The organism is Methylobacterium nigriterrae (assembly GCF_037106235.1).
Taxonomy (GTDB): domain Bacteria; phylum Pseudomonadota; class Alphaproteobacteria; order Rhizobiales; family Beijerinckiaceae; genus Methylobacterium; species Methylobacterium nigriterrae.
In genome coordinates this window covers 32,979-52,481 of sequence record NZ_JBAWTG010000003.1, presented here as the reverse complement: position 1 = coordinate 52,481, position 19,503 = coordinate 32,979, and the positions used below count along the sequence as shown (strand labels likewise).

General features: G+C 71.9%; 16 protein-coding genes. 10 read left to right on the top strand and 6 right to left on the bottom strand.

The window, feature by feature from the left end; genetic code table 11:
- Positions 1-55 precede the first annotated feature (55 nt).
- From WDW90_RS03155 to rlmN, 5 genes are all read left to right on the top strand, one after another.
- Positions 56-1,060: an extensin-like domain-containing protein gene (locus WDW90_RS03155; protein WP_336485810.1), complete on the top strand. Its 1,005-nt coding sequence runs from the start codon at positions 56-58 to the stop codon at positions 1,058-1,060.
- Between the two features lie 126 nt (positions 1,061-1,186).
- Positions 1,187-1,654 carry a hypothetical protein gene (locus tag WDW90_RS03150; protein ID WP_336485809.1) on the top strand — a complete coding sequence of 156 codons (468 nt, stop codon included), beginning with the start codon at positions 1,187-1,189 and terminating at the stop codon, positions 1,652-1,654.
- 62 nt (positions 1,655-1,716) lie between these two features.
- A complete protein-coding gene (locus WDW90_RS03145) occupies positions 1,717-2,388 on the top strand; it encodes a ribonuclease T2 family protein (RefSeq protein ID WP_336485990.1) in 672 nt (223 codons plus the stop codon).
- Positions 2,389-2,454: 66 nt separating this feature from the next.
- Positions 2,455-3,300: a 23S rRNA (adenine(2030)-N(6))-methyltransferase RlmJ gene (locus WDW90_RS03140; RefSeq protein WP_336485808.1), complete on the top strand. Its 846-nt coding sequence runs from the start codon at positions 2,455-2,457 to the stop codon at positions 3,298-3,300.
- A gap of 99 nt (positions 3,301-3,399) precedes the next feature.
- Positions 3,400-4,692: a dual-specificity RNA methyltransferase RlmN gene (gene rlmN / locus WDW90_RS03135; RefSeq protein ID WP_336485807.1), complete on the top strand. Its 1,293-nt coding sequence runs from the start codon at positions 3,400-3,402 to the stop codon at positions 4,690-4,692.
- A gap of 287 nt (positions 4,693-4,979) precedes the next feature.
- Here the strand turns inward: rlmN and WDW90_RS03130 are convergent, their stop codons facing one another.
- The 3 genes from WDW90_RS03130 to WDW90_RS03120 all read right to left on the bottom strand — a co-directional run bounded on the left by WDW90_RS03130 (position 4,980) and on the right by WDW90_RS03120 (position 8,225).
- A complete protein-coding gene (locus WDW90_RS03130) occupies positions 4,980-5,666 on the bottom strand; it encodes a uracil-DNA glycosylase (protein WP_336485806.1) in 687 nt (228 codons plus the stop codon).
- Positions 5,666-7,195, bottom strand: coding sequence for a bifunctional metallophosphatase/5'-nucleotidase (locus WDW90_RS03125; protein ID WP_336485805.1), 1,530 nt, complete (start codon positions 7,193-7,195; stop codon positions 5,666-5,668). The genes WDW90_RS03130 and WDW90_RS03125 overlap by 1 nt, the downstream gene beginning before the upstream one ends.
- A gap of 76 nt (positions 7,196-7,271) precedes the next feature.
- Positions 7,272-8,225 carry a class I SAM-dependent methyltransferase gene (locus WDW90_RS03120; RefSeq protein WP_336485804.1) on the bottom strand — a complete coding sequence of 318 codons (954 nt, stop codon included), beginning with the start codon at positions 8,223-8,225 and terminating at the stop codon, positions 7,272-7,274.
- A gap of 168 nt (positions 8,226-8,393) precedes the next feature.
- Between WDW90_RS03120 and hemH the strand changes: the two genes are divergently transcribed.
- Complete coding sequence (gene hemH, locus WDW90_RS03115; RefSeq protein WP_336485803.1) at positions 8,394-9,482, top strand: ferrochelatase; 1,089 nt, start codon at positions 8,394-8,396, stop codon at positions 9,480-9,482.
- 143 nt (positions 9,483-9,625) lie between these two features.
- Positions 9,626-9,778, top strand: coding sequence for a hypothetical protein (locus WDW90_RS03110; protein ID WP_336485802.1), 153 nt, complete (start codon positions 9,626-9,628; stop codon positions 9,776-9,778).
- 42 nt (positions 9,779-9,820) lie between these two features.
- Here WDW90_RS03110 and WDW90_RS03105 read toward each other — a convergent pair whose 3' ends face one another.
- Positions 9,821-10,720 carry a peptidylprolyl isomerase gene (locus WDW90_RS03105; protein WP_336485801.1) on the bottom strand — a complete coding sequence of 300 codons (900 nt, stop codon included), beginning with the start codon at positions 10,718-10,720 and terminating at the stop codon, positions 9,821-9,823.
- 352 nt (positions 10,721-11,072) lie between these two features.
- On the opposite strand from WDW90_RS03105, the gene secA reads away from it, so the two are divergent.
- The 3 genes from secA (at position 11,073) to WDW90_RS03090 (ending at position 14,729) form a co-directional block, all read left to right on the top strand.
- A complete protein-coding gene (secA, locus tag WDW90_RS03100) occupies positions 11,073-13,979 on the top strand; it encodes a preprotein translocase subunit SecA (protein WP_336485800.1) in 2,907 nt (968 codons plus the stop codon).
- A 4-nt stretch (positions 13,980-13,983) separates the two neighbouring features.
- The gene (locus WDW90_RS03095) at positions 13,984-14,418 is read left to right on the top strand and encodes a GNAT family N-acetyltransferase (RefSeq protein ID WP_336485799.1); all 435 of its coding nucleotides are present in this window, start codon (positions 13,984-13,986) and stop codon (positions 14,416-14,418) included.
- Positions 14,419-14,501: 83 nt separating this feature from the next.
- Positions 14,502-14,729 (top strand): hypothetical protein, encoded by a 228-nt coding sequence (locus tag WDW90_RS03090; RefSeq protein ID WP_336485798.1) that lies wholly within the window; start codon positions 14,502-14,504, stop codon positions 14,727-14,729.
- Between the two features lie 7 nt (positions 14,730-14,736).
- On the opposite strand, the gene WDW90_RS03085 is transcribed toward WDW90_RS03090, so the two are convergent.
- On the bottom strand, positions 14,737-17,745 hold the full coding sequence (locus WDW90_RS03085) for a response regulator (protein ID WP_431310961.1): 3,009 nt from the start codon (positions 17,743-17,745) through the stop codon (positions 14,737-14,739).
- Positions 17,746-17,876: 131 nt separating this feature from the next.
- Positions 17,877-19,040, bottom strand: coding sequence for a cell division protein ZapE (gene zapE, locus WDW90_RS03080; protein WP_336485988.1), 1,164 nt, complete (start codon positions 19,038-19,040; stop codon positions 17,877-17,879).
- Positions 19,041-19,503: the final 463 nt, after the last annotated feature.

Sequence of the window (19,503 nt, the reverse complement as noted above, 5' to 3'; positions counted from 1 at the left end):
CAGCCGCCGCCAGCGTTGACGATCCCTTCACACAACCGCGCGCATCCTACGCGCCATGTGGCGTGGCGTAATTGCGTTCTCCGCCCTGGCGCTGTTCGGCGCGGGGCTCACCGGCTGTGCGCTCAACAGGTTCGAGCGCCGGGAGCCCTGGCGCGACCAGGCGGAGCAGATCTGCCTCTCGAAGAAGCTCGTGCAGCCCACTGAGTTCATGAGCCTCGCCAAAGAGATCGACGGGCCGGGCCCCTGCGGCATGCAGCAGCCCTTCCGGGTCACGCGGCTCGGCAACGGCACGGTGGCCCTCAAGCAGCGCATGACGCTGGCCTGCCCGGCGCTCGCCGAGGCCGAGGCCTGGCTCGCCGAGACCATCCAGCCCGCCGCCGAGTTGTATTTCGGGCAGCCCGTGGCGGAGATCAACGCGGGCTCCTACGCCTGCCGCGGCCGCAACAACCAGGCCGGGGCCAAGCTCTCGGAGCATTCCTTCGGCAACGCTGTCGACGTCATGTCCTTCAAGCTCGCCGACGGTTCCGTCATCACCGTCAAGGGCGGCTGGCGCGGCACCGAGGCCGAGCAGGGCTTCCTGCGCGAGGTGTTCCTGGGGGCCTGTCAGCGCTTCACCACGGTGTTGGCGCCGGGCTCGAACGTGTTCCACTACGACCATATCCACGTCGACCTCGCCCGCCACGACCCGCGCGGCCTCAAGCGCATCTGCCAGCCGCTGATCAAGTTCCAGCCCCAGCTCGGCGCGGAGGGCGCCCGCTCCTCCTATCCGCGCCCGCCCGCGCGCCAGCCGGCCCCGCCCCAGGCCCCGATCGACGTCGAGGAGGACGATCCCTACGGCCTGACCCCGATGTCGGCCCGCGAGACGCCCGCGCGGATTGCACGCGCCGCACCGATCCAGCCGCCCGCGGCCTACGCCTCCGCCCCGCCCTCGCGCTCCTACCCGGCGCGCCCGCCCGCCCCGCGCCTCGCCGCCGCGCCGGCCTACGAGGAGCCGGCGCCGGGCTTCGAGGAACCCCTCTCGCTCTCCGCGCCTGGACTCGCGCCGGGGCCGATCTACTGACCGCCGGGGTGTGCCCTGCACACCCCACCCGGCTCCGAAAGCGCAGCGTGGCGCCTCCGCCAGCTTGACTCCGCCGGGTCACGGGCCATCGTCGGCCGATCAGGAATTCCAGCGGAAGACGCCGGCATGCGCCCGAACGCCCCCCTCGCCGCCTTGAGCATCGGACTTCTCCTGGCGAGCGCGCTGCAGCCCGCCCTGGCCCGGTCGGCGCGGGAGGAGATCCAGCCCTCGGAGGAGCGGATCTTCCCCTTCGACGCGGACATCCCGGGCTGCCAGGACGCGGACGTGCTTGAGAAGGTCGCGACCCAGTTCGCCGAGAAGGAGGCGAAGTTCTGGAACTCGTCGCTGACGATCGTCTCCTACGACCATATCGAGCGCACGGCCTGGCGACCCTGGGGCCTCGATTACTACCCCCGCCGGTTCTGCACGGCGACCGCCACCACCTCGGACGGCGTGCGCCGCAAGGTCGACTACTCGGTGCGCGAGAGCCTCGGCATCATCGGCGCCACCTGGGGCGTCGAGTTCTGCGTCCACGGCCTCGACCGCAACCTCGCCTACGCCTATTCCACGGCCTGCCGGATGGCGCGCCCGTAAGGTTCAGCACCGGTTTCGCTTCTGCCTCGGGGGTGGTGATGAAGCAGACGGCACGGTGGGGCATGGGACGGCTAGGGGTCGGCCTCGCGCTGCTGGCGGCCGCCGTCGCCGCCCCTGGCGCGCGGGCCCAGGATGACGGCGGGTTCGGGCGCGGCGGCACGCCCGGCGCCTTCGATTTCTACGTGCTGTCGCTGTCCTGGTCGCCGACCTACTGCGAGGCGGCCGGCGCCCGCCGCGACGAGCGGCAATGCGCGCCGGGCCGCGGCCTCGGATTCGTGGTGCACGGGCTCTGGCCGCAATACGAGCGGGGTTACCCGTCGAACTGCTCGGCGGTCGAGCGCGCGCCCACCCGGCAGGCCATGGATGTCGCCGGCGAGGTCTATCCGAGCGAGGGGCTCGCGCGGTACGAGTGGCGCAAGCACGGTACCTGCTCGGGCCTCGATCCGACCTCGTATTTCCGTTCCGCGCGTGAGGCCCGTGCGGCGGTGACGATCCCCGACGATTTCAAGGGGCCAGGGGCGGCCCGACGCGCCGCGCCGGTCGAGATCGCCCGCGCCTTCGTGCTCGCCAACAGGGGCCTGCGCCCGGACATGATGTCGGTGACCTGCGCGCGCGGTCAGCTGCAGGAGGTGCGCATCTGCTTCGCGAAGGATCTGCGCGGCTTCACGCCCTGCCCCGAATTGGCGCGCCGGAATTGCCGCGCGCCCGAGATCGCCATCGACGCCGCCCGCTGACTTTTTTGCCCCGGTCGGGCCGAGGCCCCTGGACATGGGCGGCCCGCCTGCCTTGATTGCCAAACCATGAACTACCGGCACGCTTTCCATGCGGGCAATTTCGCGGATGTCCTGAAACACCTCGTGCTGGCCCGGGTGCTCGCGCATCTCGGCCTGAAGCCGGCGCCCTTCCGCGCCATCGACGCCTTCGCGGGCCTCGGCTTCTACGATCTCGCCGGCGACGAGGCCGGGCGCACGGGCGAGTGGGAGGGCGGATGGGGCCGCCTCGACGAGCCCTTTCCGGGGGAGATCGAGGCGCTGCTGGCGCCCTACCGGGCGGCGGTGGCGTCCGTGCGGGCACGGCACGGCGCGAGCGTCTATCCCGGCTCGCCCGCGCTCATCCGCGAGGCCCTGCGCCCGGGCGACCAGGGCGTCTTCGTCGAGCTGCACCCGGCCGACGCCGCATCGCTGCGGGCGCGCTACAACGCGGACCCGCGCACCAAGGTGCTGCATCTCGACGGCTGGACCGCGCTCAGCAGCCTGATCCCGCCGCCCGAGCGCCGCGGCCTCGTGCTGATCGACCCGCCCTACGAGGTCCCGGGCGAGATCGAGCGCCTCGGCACGCGCCTCGCCAGGGCGGTCGCGAAATGGCCGACCGGCATCTTCCTCGCCTGGTACCCGGTCAAGGACCTCGCCGCCGTCGACCGCATGGTCGCGGATCTCGACCGCGCCCTGAAGCGGCCGGCCCTGCGCCTCGACCTGCTGATCGACCGGCCGGATCCGGCTCGCCTCGCGGGGACCGGCCTCGTGGTGGTGAACCCGCCTTGGCGGCTCGCCGAGGAGGCCGGCCTGTTCCTTCCGGCGCTGGCCGAGCGGCTGGCGCGCGCCGACTACGCCGCCATCCGGTGCGAGGCGCTCGGCGCGCCGGCCTGAAGGCCCGGGCGATACCGAATCTCCCGGCCACGGTTCGCGTTTCGGCCGCGGATCGCCTATATCCCCTCCAAATTCCCTCTCCGAAGGCCCGAGACGATCATGGCGACGGCGTCGTTCGACACCGCCCGGCGCGAAGGCAGCGCCGTTCCCGCAATCGAGAAGACGCCGGAGTTCCGGCCCGAGGCGGCGAGCCCGCTGCCGGGCCGGCGCAGCTCGCTCGTCGGGCTCACCCGCGCCGACCTGAAGGCGCGGCTCCTCGCGGCCGGCGTGCCGGAGCGCGAGAGCCGCATGCGCTCGGGCCAGATCTGGCACTGGCTCAACGTGCGCGGCGCGCGCGACTTCGAGGCGATGACGAATGTCGGCAAGGGCCTGAAGGCGCTGCTCGCCCAGCACTACACGCTCGACCGGCCTGAGGTGGTGAGCCAGCAGGTCTCCCGCGACGGCACCCGCAAGTGGCTGCTCAGGATGGCGCCGACCGGCGCCCACGACCACAACCGGGGCGCGGAGATCGAGTGCGTCTACATCCCCGGCCCGGACCGGGGCACGCTCTGCGTCTCCTCCCAGGTCGGCTGCACGCTCACCTGCTCGTTCTGCCACACGGGCACGCAGCGCCTCGTGCGCAACCTCTCGGCCGCCGAGATCACGTCGCAGCTTGTCGTGGCGCGCGACGAGCTCGGCGACTGGATCGGCCAGATGCCCTCGCGGGACGCGACCGGCACCGGCGAGGCGGGGCGCCTCGTCACCAACATCGTCTTCATGGGCATGGGCGAGCCCCTCTACAACCTCGACAACGTGATCGACGCGGTCGGCGTGATGTCGGACCAGGAAGGCCTCGGCCTGTCGCGCCGCCGCATCACGGTCTCGACCTCCGGCGTGGTGCCGCAGATGCAGCGCCTCGGCGAGGAGGCGCACGCGATGCTCGCGATCTCGCTGCACGCGGTCCGGGACGAGCTGCGCGACGAGCTGGTGCCGCTCAACCGCAGATACCCGATCGCGGCGCTGCTCGACGCCTGCCGCCGCTACCCGGGCCTGAACAACGCCCGCCGCATCACCTTCGAGTACGTGATGCTCAAAGGCGTCAACGATACGGATGCCGACGCGCGCGAGCTGGTGCGCCTCCTCAAGGGCATCCCGGCCAAGATCAACCTGATCCCGTTCAACCCCTGGCCCGGCAGCCGCTACGAATGCTCCGACTGGGACCGGATCGAGCGTTTCTCCGAGATCGTGTTCAACGCCGGCTACGCCTCGCCCGTGCGCACCCCGCGCGGCCGCGACATCCTGGCGGCCTGCGGCCAGCTCAAGAGCGAGACCGAGAAGCTGCGTGCCCGCGCCCGGCTGATGCTGGAGGAGGGCATGGCCGAGCGGATGTACGCGGGCGACGACGAGGACTGATACCGGATCCGCGCGATCCTCGGCGTGGGTGAGGATTCCTGTCCTCGCCCTCATCCTGAGGCACCGCGTCAGCGGCCTCGAAGGAGGGATCTAGCGGCCCCTGCGCTCCCTGGATCCCTCCTTCGAGGCCTCCGCTGCGCTGCGGCGCCTCAGGATGAGGGCGAGGGCGGGACGGTCGACGCCGAACCGAAGGGATCGAGCGGTGAAGGTATGACGCCGCGTCCGCTTTGATCGAGCGGACGCCGTTCTTCTGCGTTCTGACCGAATCGGTCAGAACGCGGCATGATCTAGAGCCGCCACTCGACCGGCGCGAGGCCGCGCGCCTCCAACCATGCATTCGCCCGTCCGAAGGGGGCCGAGCCCGGGAAGTCGCGGGCGCGGTTCAGCGGAGACGGGTGGCCGCTCTCGATCACGCAGTGCCGGCCGGTATCGATCAGGGCGGCCCGCGCCCGGGCCTGCGCGCCCCAGAGCAGGAACACGGCGGGTTCGGGCCGGGCGGACACCGCCGCCACCGCCTCGTCGGTGAGCCGCGCCCAGCCGTAGCGCAGATGGGCTCCCGCCTGGCCCGCCTCCACGGTCAGCGCGCTGTTGAGGAGGAGCACGCCCTGGCGCGCCCAGGGGGTAAGGTCGCCGCTGCCCGGCCGGCCCGGCGCCACCTCCGCCAGGATCACCTTGAGCGAGGCCGGCAGGCGGCCCGTCCCCACGTAGGAGAAGGCGAGCCCGTTGGCGTCGCCGGGCGTCGGGTAGGGGTCCTGTCCGAGGATCACGACCTTGACGGAATCCGGCGGCGTCAGGCTGAGCGCCCGGAAGATGTTCTCGGGGTCCGGCAGGACGCGCGCACCCGCCGCGATGCGGGCGTCGACGCGCGCCGCGACGCGCTCGGCGCTGCCGTCCGTGAAGAAGGGGAGCTCGGCCCACGGGGAGCCGGAGGCGCAGAAGCGCGCGAGCGCCGCGGCGACGGGCGTGTCTGTCATCAGCGGACCCGGATGCGCTGCCCGGACGCGACGTCGAGGGGGGCATGCGCCCGGATGTAGGCCATCACCTCGTTGGCGACGAGCTTGCCGTCGGCGGCGCCGATGAGCGTGCGCCCCTCCGCGAGGGCGCCGTAGCCGTTGCCCCCGTCGTACAGGAAGCTGTTCGAGGCGACGCGGTAGGTGCGGTCCGCCTCGAGGGGCTCCCCGCCCACCAGGACCGAGACGACCCGGGCGCCCTGCGGTGCCGCCGGGTCGAGGGTCACGGTCAGCCCGGAGACCTGCAGCATCCGGCCGGCGGGGCGGCCGAAATCAGAGAGCCCGTTCTCGATCGCGGCGCGCAACTGCGCGCCCGAGATCGCGACGAGCCCGGTGGTGTTGCCGAAAGGGAGTTCCGTCAGGATGTCCCGCCGCGTCAGGACGCTGCCGGCCGGGTAGAGGCGGTTTCCGCGGATGCCGCCGCCGTTCATGATCGCGGCCTCGGCGCCCGTGGCGGCGCGCAGGGCGTCGGCCACGAGGCCTCCGAAGCTCGATTCGCGCGCCCGCACGGTGGCGACGCGGCTGTCGAGGGCGGTGCGCGTCGCGCCGAGCGGGGCATCGAGCTCGCGCGCGAGTTCCCCCTCGAGGCGGTTCACGAGCGCCAGCGTCTCGGGATCCGGCGTCACGGCGGCGGTGTCGTGGATGCGGAAGCGGGGGCGCCAGGCCACGCGCCGGCTCTGCCCCTCCCCGGTCACCGTGACGGTGACGTCGATCGCGGTGACGTAGTGGGCGTCGACGCTCGATTCCGCCAGCACCCGCTGCCCATCGTAATGGACGAGGAGGTCGTGGTCGTGGCCCGAGAGGAGGATGTCGACGAGGCCCGCCGCCAGAATCGCCCGGTCGGTCGGCCGCGCCGTGTGGGCGATCCCGACGACGAGGTCCACCCCCTCGCGGCGGAGCTGCTCCACCTGGTCGGCGAGCGTCTCCATCTCGGGGCCGAAGCGGAGATCGCCGCTCTGCGACTTCTCCGGCGTGCTCGCGAGCGCGATGCCGACGACGCCGATCCGGATGCCGCCGCGATTCACGACGGTCCGGTCCTGCACGCCCTCGAGCGGCCGGCCCTCCGCGTCCCGGAGGTTCGCCGCGAGGACCGGGAAGGCCGCCTCGGCCATCCGCTGCAGGAACACGGCCGGCCCGAAATCGAACTCGTGGTTTCCCGGCACGAACACATCCGGCGGCGCGAGGCCGAGGAGCTCGACGATGTGGGCGCCGCGGTCGATGCCCGACATCAGCGAGGGCGAGAGGGTGTCGCCCGCATGCGCGTAGAGCATCGGCACGCCGCGCGCCCGCTCGGCCTTCACGACGGCGTTGAGCCGCGCGAAGCCGCCCCGGCCGTCGACCTCGCTCATCTGGTAGACGTCGTTGACGAGGAGCAGGCTGAAGGTCGCCTCCGGAGCGGAGGGCGCCCCTTCGGCGGCCGCGGCCGGCAGGCCCGCGGCGAGCCCGGCGCCGAGGCCGAGGCCGAGGGTCTGGCGGCGATTGGGGCGGGGCATGGTCGAGGCGTCTCCGGAACCGTGCCCTTGATAGGCCGCGCTCCGTGACGGCGCTACGTCACGGCCGAGCCTGCCCTCACCGCGGCGCGAAGGTATCGCGCACGGCCTTGGCGTTGCGCCGGACCATCGGCCAGATCCAGGCGCCGGAGGCGAGGTAGGCAGCGGCCGGCATCGGCCTCAGCTCGGCGGCCAGGCGCTCGGCGAGGCCGGGCGCCGCGATGGCGCCGGCCGGCTCCGCCGCCTTGCGGTAGACCACCGTCGTGTCCTCGCGCCAGTAATCGGCATGCGGCACGAGCCCGGCGCGGCGGGCGGTGAGGTCGAGGGTGTCGCGCACGAAGCCGTGGACATGGGCGAAGTGGAAGCGCTCGTGGGGCGGCTTGCCTGTCGCCGCCATGTTGGGCACGGCCGCGTAGAGCACGCCGTCGGGCTTCAGCCAGCGGGCGAGCCGCTCCATCACGTCGGCGGGGTCGCGCAGGTGCTCCAGCACGTGGTGGGTGGTGATCACGTCGAAGGTGCCGGGCTCGAAGCGGTCGTCGCCGGCATCCTCCAGAACCTCGACGCCGTGATGCGCGCGCGCATAGGCCGCGTAGTCGCGCCCCGGCTCGACGCCGACCGCCTCGCAGCCCCGCGCCCGAGCCGCCGCCAGGAACTCGCCGGAGCCGGAGCCGAAATCCAGGAGCCGCGCGCCCGGGTGCAGCATCGGCGCGAGCAGGTTTGCCCGGAAGGCGGCCTCGCGGGCCGAGCGGTTCAGGTGGTGGCGGGGTGGCCCGCCCGCGAAGGCGAGCTGGTAATCGGCCCGGTAGGCGTGGGCGTAGTACTCGGCGAGCTCGGCCGGCGTCGGCATCGGGTCGGTTCGGATCAGGCCGCATTGGACGCAGGCGATGGATCTCAGGGTCTTCAGGCGCCGGTCGGTCTCGGCCACCGTCACGCTCTCGTGGCCGCCGCACAGATTGCAGGCCGTGGGCGCGCCCGTGTAGGGGTAGCCGGTGAAGGGCATGAAGTGGTTGAGGAAGTAGCGGGGAGACGGCATGTCGCGCCCTGTCCTGTCGTGTCTTCGCTGGCCGGTTCCGTGCTCTAGATAGATATGTCCGCGCGGACAACCGCGGCGCGAGGCGCGCCGGGTCCGCACGAATCCAGGAACCGGCGTCGCCGCAGCCCCGGCGACGATGACAGGAAGCGGCCGTCGAGCCGGAAGCCGATGAACGAACGCGTCGAACCCGCCTCGCTGCAGACCCGCCGGACCGTGCAGGCGGACAACGCGTTCGCGCAGGGCGGGGCGCTGCCCGCCGAGCACCCGCCGGTGAGATGGGGCCGGGTCGGCGTGCTGCTCATGAACCTCGGCACGCCCGAGGGCACGGGCTACTGGCCGATGCGCCGCTATCTCAAGGAGTTCCTCTCGGACCGGCGCGTCATCGAGGTGCCGCGCCTGATCTGGTGGCCGCTCCTCAATCTGGTCATCCTGACGAAGCGGCCCGGTCCGAAGGGGCGCGACTACGCCAGCGTCTGGAACAACGAGCGCGACGAGGGCCCGCTCAAGACCATCACCCGGGGCCAGTGCGAGCGGCTGCAGGCGGCGATGGGCGATTCGGTCGTGGTCGACTGGGCGATGCGCTACGGCAAGCCGGAGGTGACCCTGCGCATCCAGGCGCTGCTCGACCAGGGCTGCGACCGCATCCTGCTGGTGCCGCTCTACCCGCAATACGCCGCCGCGACCTCGGCCACCGCCTGCGACCAGGCCTTCAAGGCGCTGATGCAGATGCGCTGGCAGCCGACGGTCCGGGTCTCGCCGCCCTACCACGACGACCCCGTCTACATCGAGGCCATGGCCCAGTCGATCCGCGAGGGTCTGGCCGGGCTCGACTTCGAGCCGGAGGTGATCCTCACCTCGTTCCACGGCGTGCCGAAGAGCTACCTGCTCAAGGGCGATCCCTACCATTGCCAGTGCGTGAAGACCGGCCGCCTCATCCGCGAGGCCCTCGGCTTCTCGCCCGAGAGGATGCGCGTCACCTTCCAGTCCCGCTTCGGCAACGAGGAATGGCTGAAGCCCTACACGGACGAGACCGTGCAGGCGCTGGCCCGGAGCGGCGTCAGGCGGCTGGCGATCGTGGCGCCGGGCTTCACGGCCGATTGCCTGGAGACGCTGGAGGAGCTCGACGGCGAGAACCGCCATTATTTCGAGGAGAACGGCGGCGAGCGCTTCGCCTATATCCCCTGCCTCAACGATTCCGACCTCGGCATGCGGGTCATCGAGCACGTGGTGCGGCGGGAGCTGCAGGGCTGGGTCTGAGGCGGACGATCGGGGCCGCGCGATCGCCGGCCTCGGCGATGTCCGCGATCTCGGCGATCTTGGCTGCAGCTTGCGGAGGCGGCGCGCCGTCCTATCATGTCCCGGTCAGGGCCGGGCAGGCGGCCGCTCGCGCGAGGGATCAGATGGCCTTCTTCATCGGAATCGGCGGACCGTGGCTCGTCCTCGCCGTCCTCGACCTGATGGCGCACCGGCGCAAGACCGAACTCACCGTGCTGACCGGCGCCGAGCCGGCGCCGGCCTCGCACTCCGCCTACCTGACGCCCGAGGTCCGGTAACGCGGCGCGCGCGCGGCCCCGACGGCCGGCGCGCCCGCCGCCTCACGGCTTCTTCGTCTCCGGGGGCGGCGGCGCGACCGGCGGGGCGGCGTCCGTGCGCTCGACCTTGGCGCCCTCGCGCAGCTTCAGGATCAGGTCCTGCTGGGCCTTGCGGGTCAGGTACTGGTCGACCTGCTCCTTCATCTCGTCGAAGCTCGGGATCGGCTTCACGCGCTTGTCCTCGACCTTGATGACGTGCCAGCCGAACTGCGTCTTGACGGGGTCGGAGACCTGGCCGACCGGCAGCCTGAAGGCGGCCTCGGCGAAGGGCGCCACCATGCGCTCCTTGCTGAACCAGCCGAGATCGCCCCCTTCGGTCTTCGAGCCCGGGTCCTTCGAGACCTCGGCCGCGACCTTGGCGAAATCCTCGCCGCCCTTGATGCGCTCGGCGATCTTCTTGGCCTCGGCCTCGTTATCGACGAGGATGTGGCGGGCGTGCACCTCCTCCTCGGGCTTCATCGCCTTGACGGTCTGGTCGTAGAGGGCCTTGGCCGCCTCGGGGGTCGCCGCCTTCCTGGCCTCGCGCTCGAGATACTCGTCGAGCAGGAGCTTGTCGCGGAAATAGGCGAGCTTGCGCTTGAAGTCCGGCGTGTCGGCGATCTTGGCCGCCTCGGCGGCCTGGGCGCCGACCTTGAGGTCGATCATGTAGTCGACGAGGAGCTTCTGCTTCTGCGCGTCGTCGACGCCCGGGAGCGACAGGGCCGGATCCTCGGCGGCCACGGTCAGGTCCCCTTGCGTGATCGGGGCGCCGTTCACCTTGGCGACGACCGTCTCGGGCGCGGCCGGGGCCGCCGCGGCGGGATTGCCGGGCGGCGTCGCGGGGCCTTGCGCCCAGGCGCCCGCCGGCAGGGCGAGCATCAGCGCGAGGGCGCTGGCGCGCCGGAGGGTGGAGGGCATCGGCATGGGATCGGCGTCCTTGGGCGTTCGGCCCCGCGCCCGTCCGGGCCAAGCTGTGGCCGGCGACGTTCCGGTGCGGGGCTTCGGTGACGGCGCGGGGGCCGCGGGAATCGGCGTCACAGGTGGAATGGCTGCGCCGCAAACGCAAGCTTCGCGGCGCGATCCGCCCGGCTCGGGACACCCGATCGTGAGGAACCGGGACAGCAGCCGGGCCGTTCCCGCGGGTCGATGCCACCCCCCGCGCCCACCCCTGCGGCGGCGGCGTCCGGGCGGGCCTCTTTTAGATGCGCCCCCCGATATTTACCTCTATAAGCCCGCCCAATTCGCCCTCGACTGCTCGCTCGACCGCAGGTTCACGATGCTCGGTGCCCTCGCCAAGAAGATTTTCGGCTCGTCCAACGACCGTCGGGTCAAGGGCTACCGTCCTCGCGTCGCCGCGATCAACGCCCTCGAACCGGAGGTCGCCGCGCTCACGGACGAGCAGCTTCGCGCCCGCACCGACGCGCTGAAGGCGGAGCTCGCCGCCGGCAAGAGCCTCGACGACATCCTGGTCCCCGCCTTCGCGACCGTGCGCGAGGCCGCCAAGCGCGTGCTGGGCCAGCGCCATTTCGACGTGCAGCTCATCGGCGGCATGGTCCTGCACGAGAGCGGCATCGCCGAGATGAAGACCGGCGAGGGCAAGACGCTCGTGGCGACGCTTCCCGTCTACCTCAACGCGCTCTCGGGCAAGGGCGTGCACGTCGTCACGGTGAACGACTACCTCGCCTCGCGCGACGCCGAGTGGATGGGCCGGGTCTACCGCTTCCTCGGCATGTCGGTCGGCACCATCGTGCACGGGCTCGACGACGAGCAGCGCCGCGCCTCCTACGCCTGCGACATCACCTACGGCACCAACAACGAGTTCGGCTTCGATTATCTTCGCGACAACATGAAGTACGAGATGTCCCAGCTGAGCCAGCGGGGGCACAACTACGCCATCGTCGACGAGGTCGACTCGATCCTGATCGACGAAGCCCGCACGCCGCTGATCATCTCGGGGCCCGTCGACGACCGCTCGGAGCTCTACGTCGCCGTCGACGCGCTCATGCCCCGGCTCGTGCGCGAGCATTACGACCTCGACGAGAAGCAGCGCACCGTCTCGCTGACGGAAGAGGGCAACGAGTTCATCGAGGAGGCGATGCGGGAGGCCGGCCTCCTCAAGGAGGGCGACCTCTACGATGCCCACAACGTCACCCTCGTCCACCACGTGAACCAGGCTCTGCGCGCCCACACCCTGTTCACCCGGGACAAGGACTACATCGTCAAGAGCGACGAGGTGGTGATCATCGACGAGTTCACCGGCCGCATGATGCAGGGCCGGCGCTACTCGGAAGGCCTGCACCAGGCCCTGGAGGCCAAGGAGCGGGTCACGATCCAGCCCGAGAACCAGACGCTCGCCTCGATCACCTTCCAGAACTACTTCCGCCTCTACAAGAAGCTCGCCGGCATGACCGGCACGGCCTCGACGGAGGCCGACGAGTTCGCCGAGATCTACAAGCTCGAGGTGGTCGACATCCCGACCAACCGGGAGGTCGAGCGCGTCGACGAGGACGATCAGGTCTACCGGACGGTCGAGGAGAAGTACCAGGGCATCATCGAGGAGATCGACCGGGCGCACCAGCGCCACCAGCCGATCCTCGTCGGCACGGGCTCGATCGAGAAGTCGGAGGTGCTGGCGGAGCTCCTCAAGAAAGCCGGCTACAAGCCCCTCGACTATTCCGACCCGAACGCGCTGACCGACGTCTACGCCGCCGCCCGCGAGGGCCGGGTGACGAAGCGCTTCGCGGTGCTGAACGCCCGCTTCCACGAGCAGGAAGCCTACATCGTGGCCGAGGCGGGCGTGCCCGGCGCCATCACGATCGCCACGAACATGGCCGGGCGCGGCACCGACATCAAGCTCGGCGGCAACCTGGAGATGCGCATCGAGAAGGAGCTCGCGGGCGTGCCGGAGGGCCCGGAGCGCGACGCGCAGATCGCGGCGATCAAAGCCGAGATCGACGAGAACCGCGCCAAGGTGCTGGCGGCGGGCGAGCCGGCCGACCCCGAGGCCGGCCGCAAGAAGGCTTTGCCCGGCGGCCTCTACATCATCGGCACCGAGCGCCACGAATCGCGGCGCATCGACAACCAGCTGCGCGGCCGCTCCGGCCGCCAGGGCGATCCGGGGCGATCCAAGTTCTACCTGTCGCTCCAGGACGACCTGATGCGCATCTTCGGCTCCGACCGCATGGACGGGATGCTGCAGAAGCTCGGCCTCGAGCAGGGCGAGGCCATCATCCATCCCTGGATCAACAAGGCCATCGAGAAGGCGCAGCAGAAGGTCGAGGCGCGCAACTTCGACATGCGCAAGAACGTGCTCAAGTACGACAACGTCATGAACGACCAGCGCAAGGTCGTGTTCGAGCAGCGCCGCGACTTCATGGGCCAGGAGAGCGTGCGCGAGACCGTCGACGAGATGCGCCACGGCGTCGTCGACGACCTCGTCTCCGTGCATATCCCCGAGAACGCCTACGCGGAGCAGTGGGACGTGGCCGGCCTGCGCGAGCGCGTGACGGGCGTGCTCAACCTCGACGCGCCGGTCGAGGACTGGGCCAGGGAGGAGGGCATCGCCGACGAGGAGATGCGCGAGCGCCTGCGCCGGGCCGCCGACGAGGCCTATGCCGAGCGCGTCGAGAAGAACACACCCGACGTGATGGCCTATATCGAGAAGCAGGTGCTCCTGCAGACCCTCGACCATCTCTGGCGCGAGCACCTCGTCACCCTCGACCACCTGCGGCAGGTGATCGGCTGGCGCGGCTTCGCCCAGCGCGACCCGCTCAACGAGTACAAGTCGGAGGCCTTCGACCTCTTCAACGGCCTCGTGGCGTCCCTGCGCGAGCAGGTCACCGCCCAGCTCTCGCGCGTCGAGATCATCTACCAAGAGCCCGAAGGCGAGGACGCGAACCCGTTCGGCGGGCTCGAGAGCCCGTCCCTGCCGCCGATGTTCGCCCAGCACCTCGATCCCGTCACGGGCGAGAACGAGATGGCGATGACGGGCCGCGGCACGGGCAGCGACGGCGGCGCCGGCGGCGCCCTCGGCTACGCGGCGCAGGCGCTCTCGGCGGACGCGGCCGTCCTGGAGCGCGACCCCTCCGACGCCACGACCTGGGGCCGGGTCGGCCGCAACGAGCCCTGCCCCTGCGGCTCGGGCAAGAAGTACAAGCACTGCCACGGCAGCTACACGGCCTGATCGCGTGCGGGGGGGCCCCGCCACGCCCGGCATCGCCTACGGCGTCGAGCCGTCCCTGAGCGCGGCGGAGTTCCGCCGCGTCCTCCTGTCCTCGGGCCTGATCGCCCGCCGCCCGGGCGACGATCCCGAGCGCCTGGCCCGGATCCTCGCGGGCGCGAACCTGATCGTCACCGCCCGTGCTCTGGTTCCGGAGCGCAACCTCGTCGGCGTCGCGCGGGTGCTCACCGACTTCGCGTGGTGCGCCTACGTCTCGGAACTCGCCGTCGACCGCGCCGTCCAGGGCCGGGGCATCGGCCGCCGCCTGATCGAGATCGTGCGCGAGAAGACCGGGCCGGAAGTGGCCGTGATGCTCACGGCCGCGCCCGGCTCCGAGGCCTTCTACGAGCGCATCGGCATGCCGCGCCTGCCGAACGCCTTCCGCTTCGACCGGGAGTCGTAGTCGAGCCGTCCGCTCGCGCAGCGGCAGCGATTGACGCCCCCGGCGGATCCGGCATCCTGGTCGTCGGAGCGGAGCCCGATCCGATGAGCGACACCGCCGCCCTGGACATCGAGGAGCAGGTCGGACGCATCCGTCGCGCGCGCGAGGAGAGCGAAAAATTCGTCGCCGAGCAGAAGACGCTCATGGCCGAGGCGGACAAGCTCGCCCGCGACCGCAGCCTCGCCCCCTGGCAGGTCGGCTTCGCCGGCATGGCGGCCGGCGCCGCCTACTTCGGGGCCGGCGTCGCGTTCGTGAAGCTCCTCGGCGCTTGAGGTCCGTTCACACCGTCCCGGCGCGTTCCTCCATACCCACCAATCCCCGCACCTCGCGGGCCAGATCCGCGAGGCTGAGCGAGCCCTTGGCGATGACCCGGTCGGCCTGTCCCGCGAGGCGGCGCCGGTCCTCGGGCGTGATGTCCTTGGCGGTGAGGACGACGACCGGGATATCGCGCCAGTCCGGCCCCGCGCGCAGGCGGCGCAGGAAGGCGAAGCCGTCCATCTCGGGCATCATCAGGTCGAGCAGGATCAGGCCCGGCTTCTCGGCCGCCACCGCCTCCAGGGCGAGGCCGCCGTGCTCCGCCGCCCGCACGTCGAGCCCGTCGCGCGCGAGGTAGGCGGCGAGGCGTTCGCGGGCCTCGGCATCGTCGTCCACCACCAGGATCGGGCCGCCGCCGGGCCCCGGCCGGAACCGGTCCATCACCGCCTTGAGGTGGTCCCAGTCGATCGGCTTGTGCAGGTAGTCGGTGGCGCCGAGCGAGAAGGCGAGCGTCTGCTCGTCGAGCACCGTCACCATCACGATCGGCGTCGCCCCGAGATCCGGGTCGGCCCGGAGCGCGCGCAGCACCGACCAGCCGTCCATGTGCGGCATGGTGACGTCGAGCAGGATGGCGCGGGGCCGCAGGGTGCGCGCCCGCTCCAGGCCGACGCGCCCGTCGCCCGCGGTGGCGACCCGGAAGCCGTCGCGCTCGAGGAAGCGGGCCAGGAGGTCGCGTGTCGCCGCGTCGTCGTCGATGACGAGGATGCCCGGGCCCTCGGCCTCGGCCGGCTCGGGAGCGGGCGGCGCCTCCTCGGCGGGGGGCGCGTAGCGCGCCGGAAGGCTGAGCGTGAAGGTGGTGCCCATCCCTTCCCGGCTCTCCACCGCGACGTCGCCGCCGAGCATGTGCGCGAAGGCGCGGGTGATGGACAGGCCGAGACCAGTGCCGCCGTAGCGGCGGGTGGTCGAGGCGTCGGCCTGGATGAAGCGCTCGAACAGGCGTCCGACCTGCTCGGGGTTCATGCCGATGCCGGTATCCGCGACCGCGAAGCGCAGGGTGTCGTCCGCCCCGCGCGAGGCCGCGAGCGTGATCTGCCCGTCCTGCGTGAACTTCGCCGCGTTGCTGAGCAGGTTGATCAGGCACTGGCGCAGCTTCGTCACGTCGGTGTGGGCCGCGCCGACATCCGGGGCGACGTCGAGGACGAGCCGGTTGCCCGTCTTGGCCGCGAGGCCCTCCACGGTCGCGGCGACCTCGCCCACCACCTCGGCGACGGAGACGTCCTCGGCGAAGATCTCGACGCGCTCCGCCTCGATCTTCGAGAGGTCGAGGACGTCGTTGATGAGGCCGAGCAGGTGGCGGGCATTCGCCTCGATCTTGCGCATGTCGGCGATCAGCGCCGGCTCGCCGAGATCCTCCAGCTCCTCCCGCAGCATCTCGGAATAGCCGATCACCGCCGAGAGGGGGGTGCGCAGCTCGTGGCTCATGTTGGCCAGGAACTGGCTCTTGGCGCGGTTCGCCTCCTCGGCCGCCTCCTTGGCGGCCGCGATGGCGGCTTCCGCCTCCTTGCGGGCCGTGATGTCGGTGTGGGCACCGACCCATTCGCGCAGGCGCCCCTCCCCCGCCAGGATCGGAACGGCCCGCACCGCCATGTGGCGGTAGGTGCCGTCCTGCCGGCGCAGGCGGTGCTCCGCCTCGTAGGGCGTGAGGGTCCCGACCGCCCGATCCCAGGCCGCGCGGGTCCCGGCGCGGTCGTCCGGGTGGATGGCCTCGAGGAAGCCGAGGCCGGCATAGGCCGCCTCGTCCTGACCGGTGAAGCGCGTCCACTCCGTCTGGCGCGGATGCAGGCTGCCCGAGGGCGTCGCCGTCCAGACGATCGCCGCCGAGGCCTCGATCAGGGAGCGGAAGCGCTCCTCGCTGCGGCGGGTGCGCTCCTCCGCGAGCCGGCGCACCGTCTCGTCGAGCACCACGAGGCCGACACCGTCGACCCGCGGCCCCTGCGTGTCGGCGACCCCGCGCAGCGGGTAGAAGCTCATCGAGAAGTGGCGCACGCCCCCCGGCGCGCTGGGTGCGGGCACCGCCACGGGCACGTCCGGCGTGACGAGCCCCGCGTCGAGCGCGGCGGCGAGCTTGGGCGCGAGCGCGTCCCGCAGGGTCGGCAGCATCGCCCAGATCGGCGCCCCGAGATCGGCCCCGAAGCCGCGCTCGCTCATGGTCGCGAGCGCCCGGTTCATGTGGCGGATCTTCAGGTCGCGGTCGAGGAAGCCGAGGCCCACGGGGGCATTGGCCAGGACGCCGTCGAGGAGGCTCGTCATGCGCTGCGATTCGCGGCGGCGCACCAGGGCGAGGCGGGCGAGCATCGCGATGGCGGCGAGCGCCGAGACGCCGGCGAGGAGCGACAGCGCGAGGGAGCGGATGGCGGCGCGCTCCTCGACCGCCTCGATGCGGCGGGCGGCCTCCGCGTGGATCGCCGCGCTCTCGGCACGGATCGCGTCCATGATGCGCTTGCCCTCGTCCGTCCGGACCAGGGCGGTCGCGGCGTCGAAGCCCTGCTCCTTCCGGAGCGCGACGACCCGGGCAGCGAAATCGCGCTTCTCGGCAATCAGCGTGGCGAGGGACTTGCCCTCGGCGAGCGCCGTGCGCCCGGCCCCGGCCGCGACGGCGCCGAGGGCGGCGAGCCGCCCGTCGATGGCGCCGAGGGAGTCGGCGTAGGTCGCGAGGTAGCGCTCGCCCCCCACGATCACGTAGCCGCGCTCGCCCGTCTCGAGGTCCTTCACCGAGGAAAGCAGGCGCTCGGTTGCGCCGATGAGGCCGTTGAGCCGCGCCGCCTCGGCCCGGCTCGCCTCGCCGGTCAGGTAGTTCCATCCGCCCGCGGCCAGCGCCGCGCAGAGGAGGCCGAAGGCGGCCGGCGACGATCCGAGGAGCCCGGCGAGCGGGCGTGACCCGCGCCGGTTCCAGCGCCGCAGCGCGGCGAGCGGCCCGCTCACGCGGGCGCGCCCGCGCGCCGGCTCGGGCTCGTGGAAGCGCTCATGGAACAACGCTCATGGGACAACTCTGCATGGTCCTGTTCCGGACGGGAGACAGCCCGGAGAGATAGGACGGGCCGCCGCGCTTGTAGATGCCGGTACGCCGCCGGGCCGCTCACGTCCGCGTCAGGCCGCGCCCCGCCTCAGGTCTCGACGAGGCCGGTGCTGGCGCCCGACGCCTCCGAATCGCCGCGCCCGTGCGGCAGGGCGAGATACTCGGAGGAGCGCATCTCGATAAGGCGCGAGACCGTGCGGTCGAACTCGAAGGCCTCGCGGCCCTCGGTCGCCGTGTAGAGGCCCTGCGCCTCGGCCTGCGCTGAGGCCAGGAGCTTCACGTGCGCGTCGTAGAGCGTGTCGACGAGGGTGATGAAGCGCTTGGCCTCGTTGCGGTTCGCCTCGCCCATCACGGGGATGTCGTCGAGGATGATCGTGTGGAAGGTGCTGGCGAGCGCCATGAAGTCCGAGGCGCCCAGCGGCTGCGCGCAGAGATCCGCGAAGCCGAATCGGGCGACGCCCGCGGCCTCTTCGGGCACGGCTACGTCCCGGCCCTTGACCCGGATGGTGGCGGGCCGGCCCGTCTGCTTGCCGGTGAGATTCTTGAAGGCGCGGTCGAGGGCGGCGCGCGCCGCCGCGTCCGCCGGCACGTGGTAGACCGAGGCGCCCCCGAGCTTCTCCAGCCGGAAATCCGTGCGGGAATCGAGGCGCAGCACCTCGACGCGCTCCGTCAGCTCGGCCACGAAGGGCAGGAACAGGGCGCGGTTGAGGCCGCCCTCGTAGAGCCGGCCGGGCTCGACGTTCGAGGTCGCCACCACGGTGACGCCGCGCTGGAACAGGGCCGCGAACAGGCGCCCGAGGATCATCGCGTCGGCGATGTCGGTGACCGTGAACTCGTCGAAGCAGAGGAGCTTCGCCTCCTCGGCGAGCGCCTCCGCCACCGGCGGGATCGGGTCGTCGCCCTTCACCTCGCCGCGCTTCAGGGCCTGCCGGTGGGCGTGGATGCGCTCGTGCGCGTCGGCCAGGAAGCCGTGGAAATGCACCCGTCGCTTCGGGCCGGGCGCCGCCTCGTGGAACAGGTCCATCAGCATGGTCTTGCCGCGCCCGACCGAGCCCCAGATGTAGAGGCCCTTCGGATGCGTGCCCGCATCGTCCTTGCGGCCGAACAGCCAGCCCAGCGCGCTGCCCTTCCGGGCGCGCCGCCGCCGCTCCAGATCCTGGATCAGCCTGTCGAGGGCCCGGACGAGCCGCACCTGCGCGGAGTCGCGCTCGATCGTGCCGGCCTCGACCAGCGCCTCGTAGCGCTCGTGCACGGGTCCCGGGGAGACGGCGCTCGCGCGGGCCTCCGGCGAGGGTGCGCGGGCGGGGCTGCCGACGGGGCTCGATGTCTGACTCACGGTGACCGACCTCGCCTGCACATCCCGCGGCGGCTCCCTTCCCGCAGGCGGGCGCGGGGTTGAGCGGCAACCGCCCCGTCGTCTGCCGCGCCCGGGCCGGGCGATCAAGCCCGCCCCCGCTCACAGGCCTGACAGAGCCGGTTTGGTTCCAACTCAACCACGCATGGCAGCGCCGGCGGCGACGGGGCAGGTCGTTCCGTTGCCTTGCACAACGCGCCCCGCGACGCCGGATCAGCTTGGCCCTGGGGGAAGTTTCGTCCGGACCCGCCGCGTCCGCGCGCCAGCAACCGCGGCTGTGTCGCAGCTCGAGCCAGGAGGTCGCTCTCGGGTGAAGGTGTTGTCCTCGCGGATGAGGGCCTCGGCGAGGACGTCGAGGCGG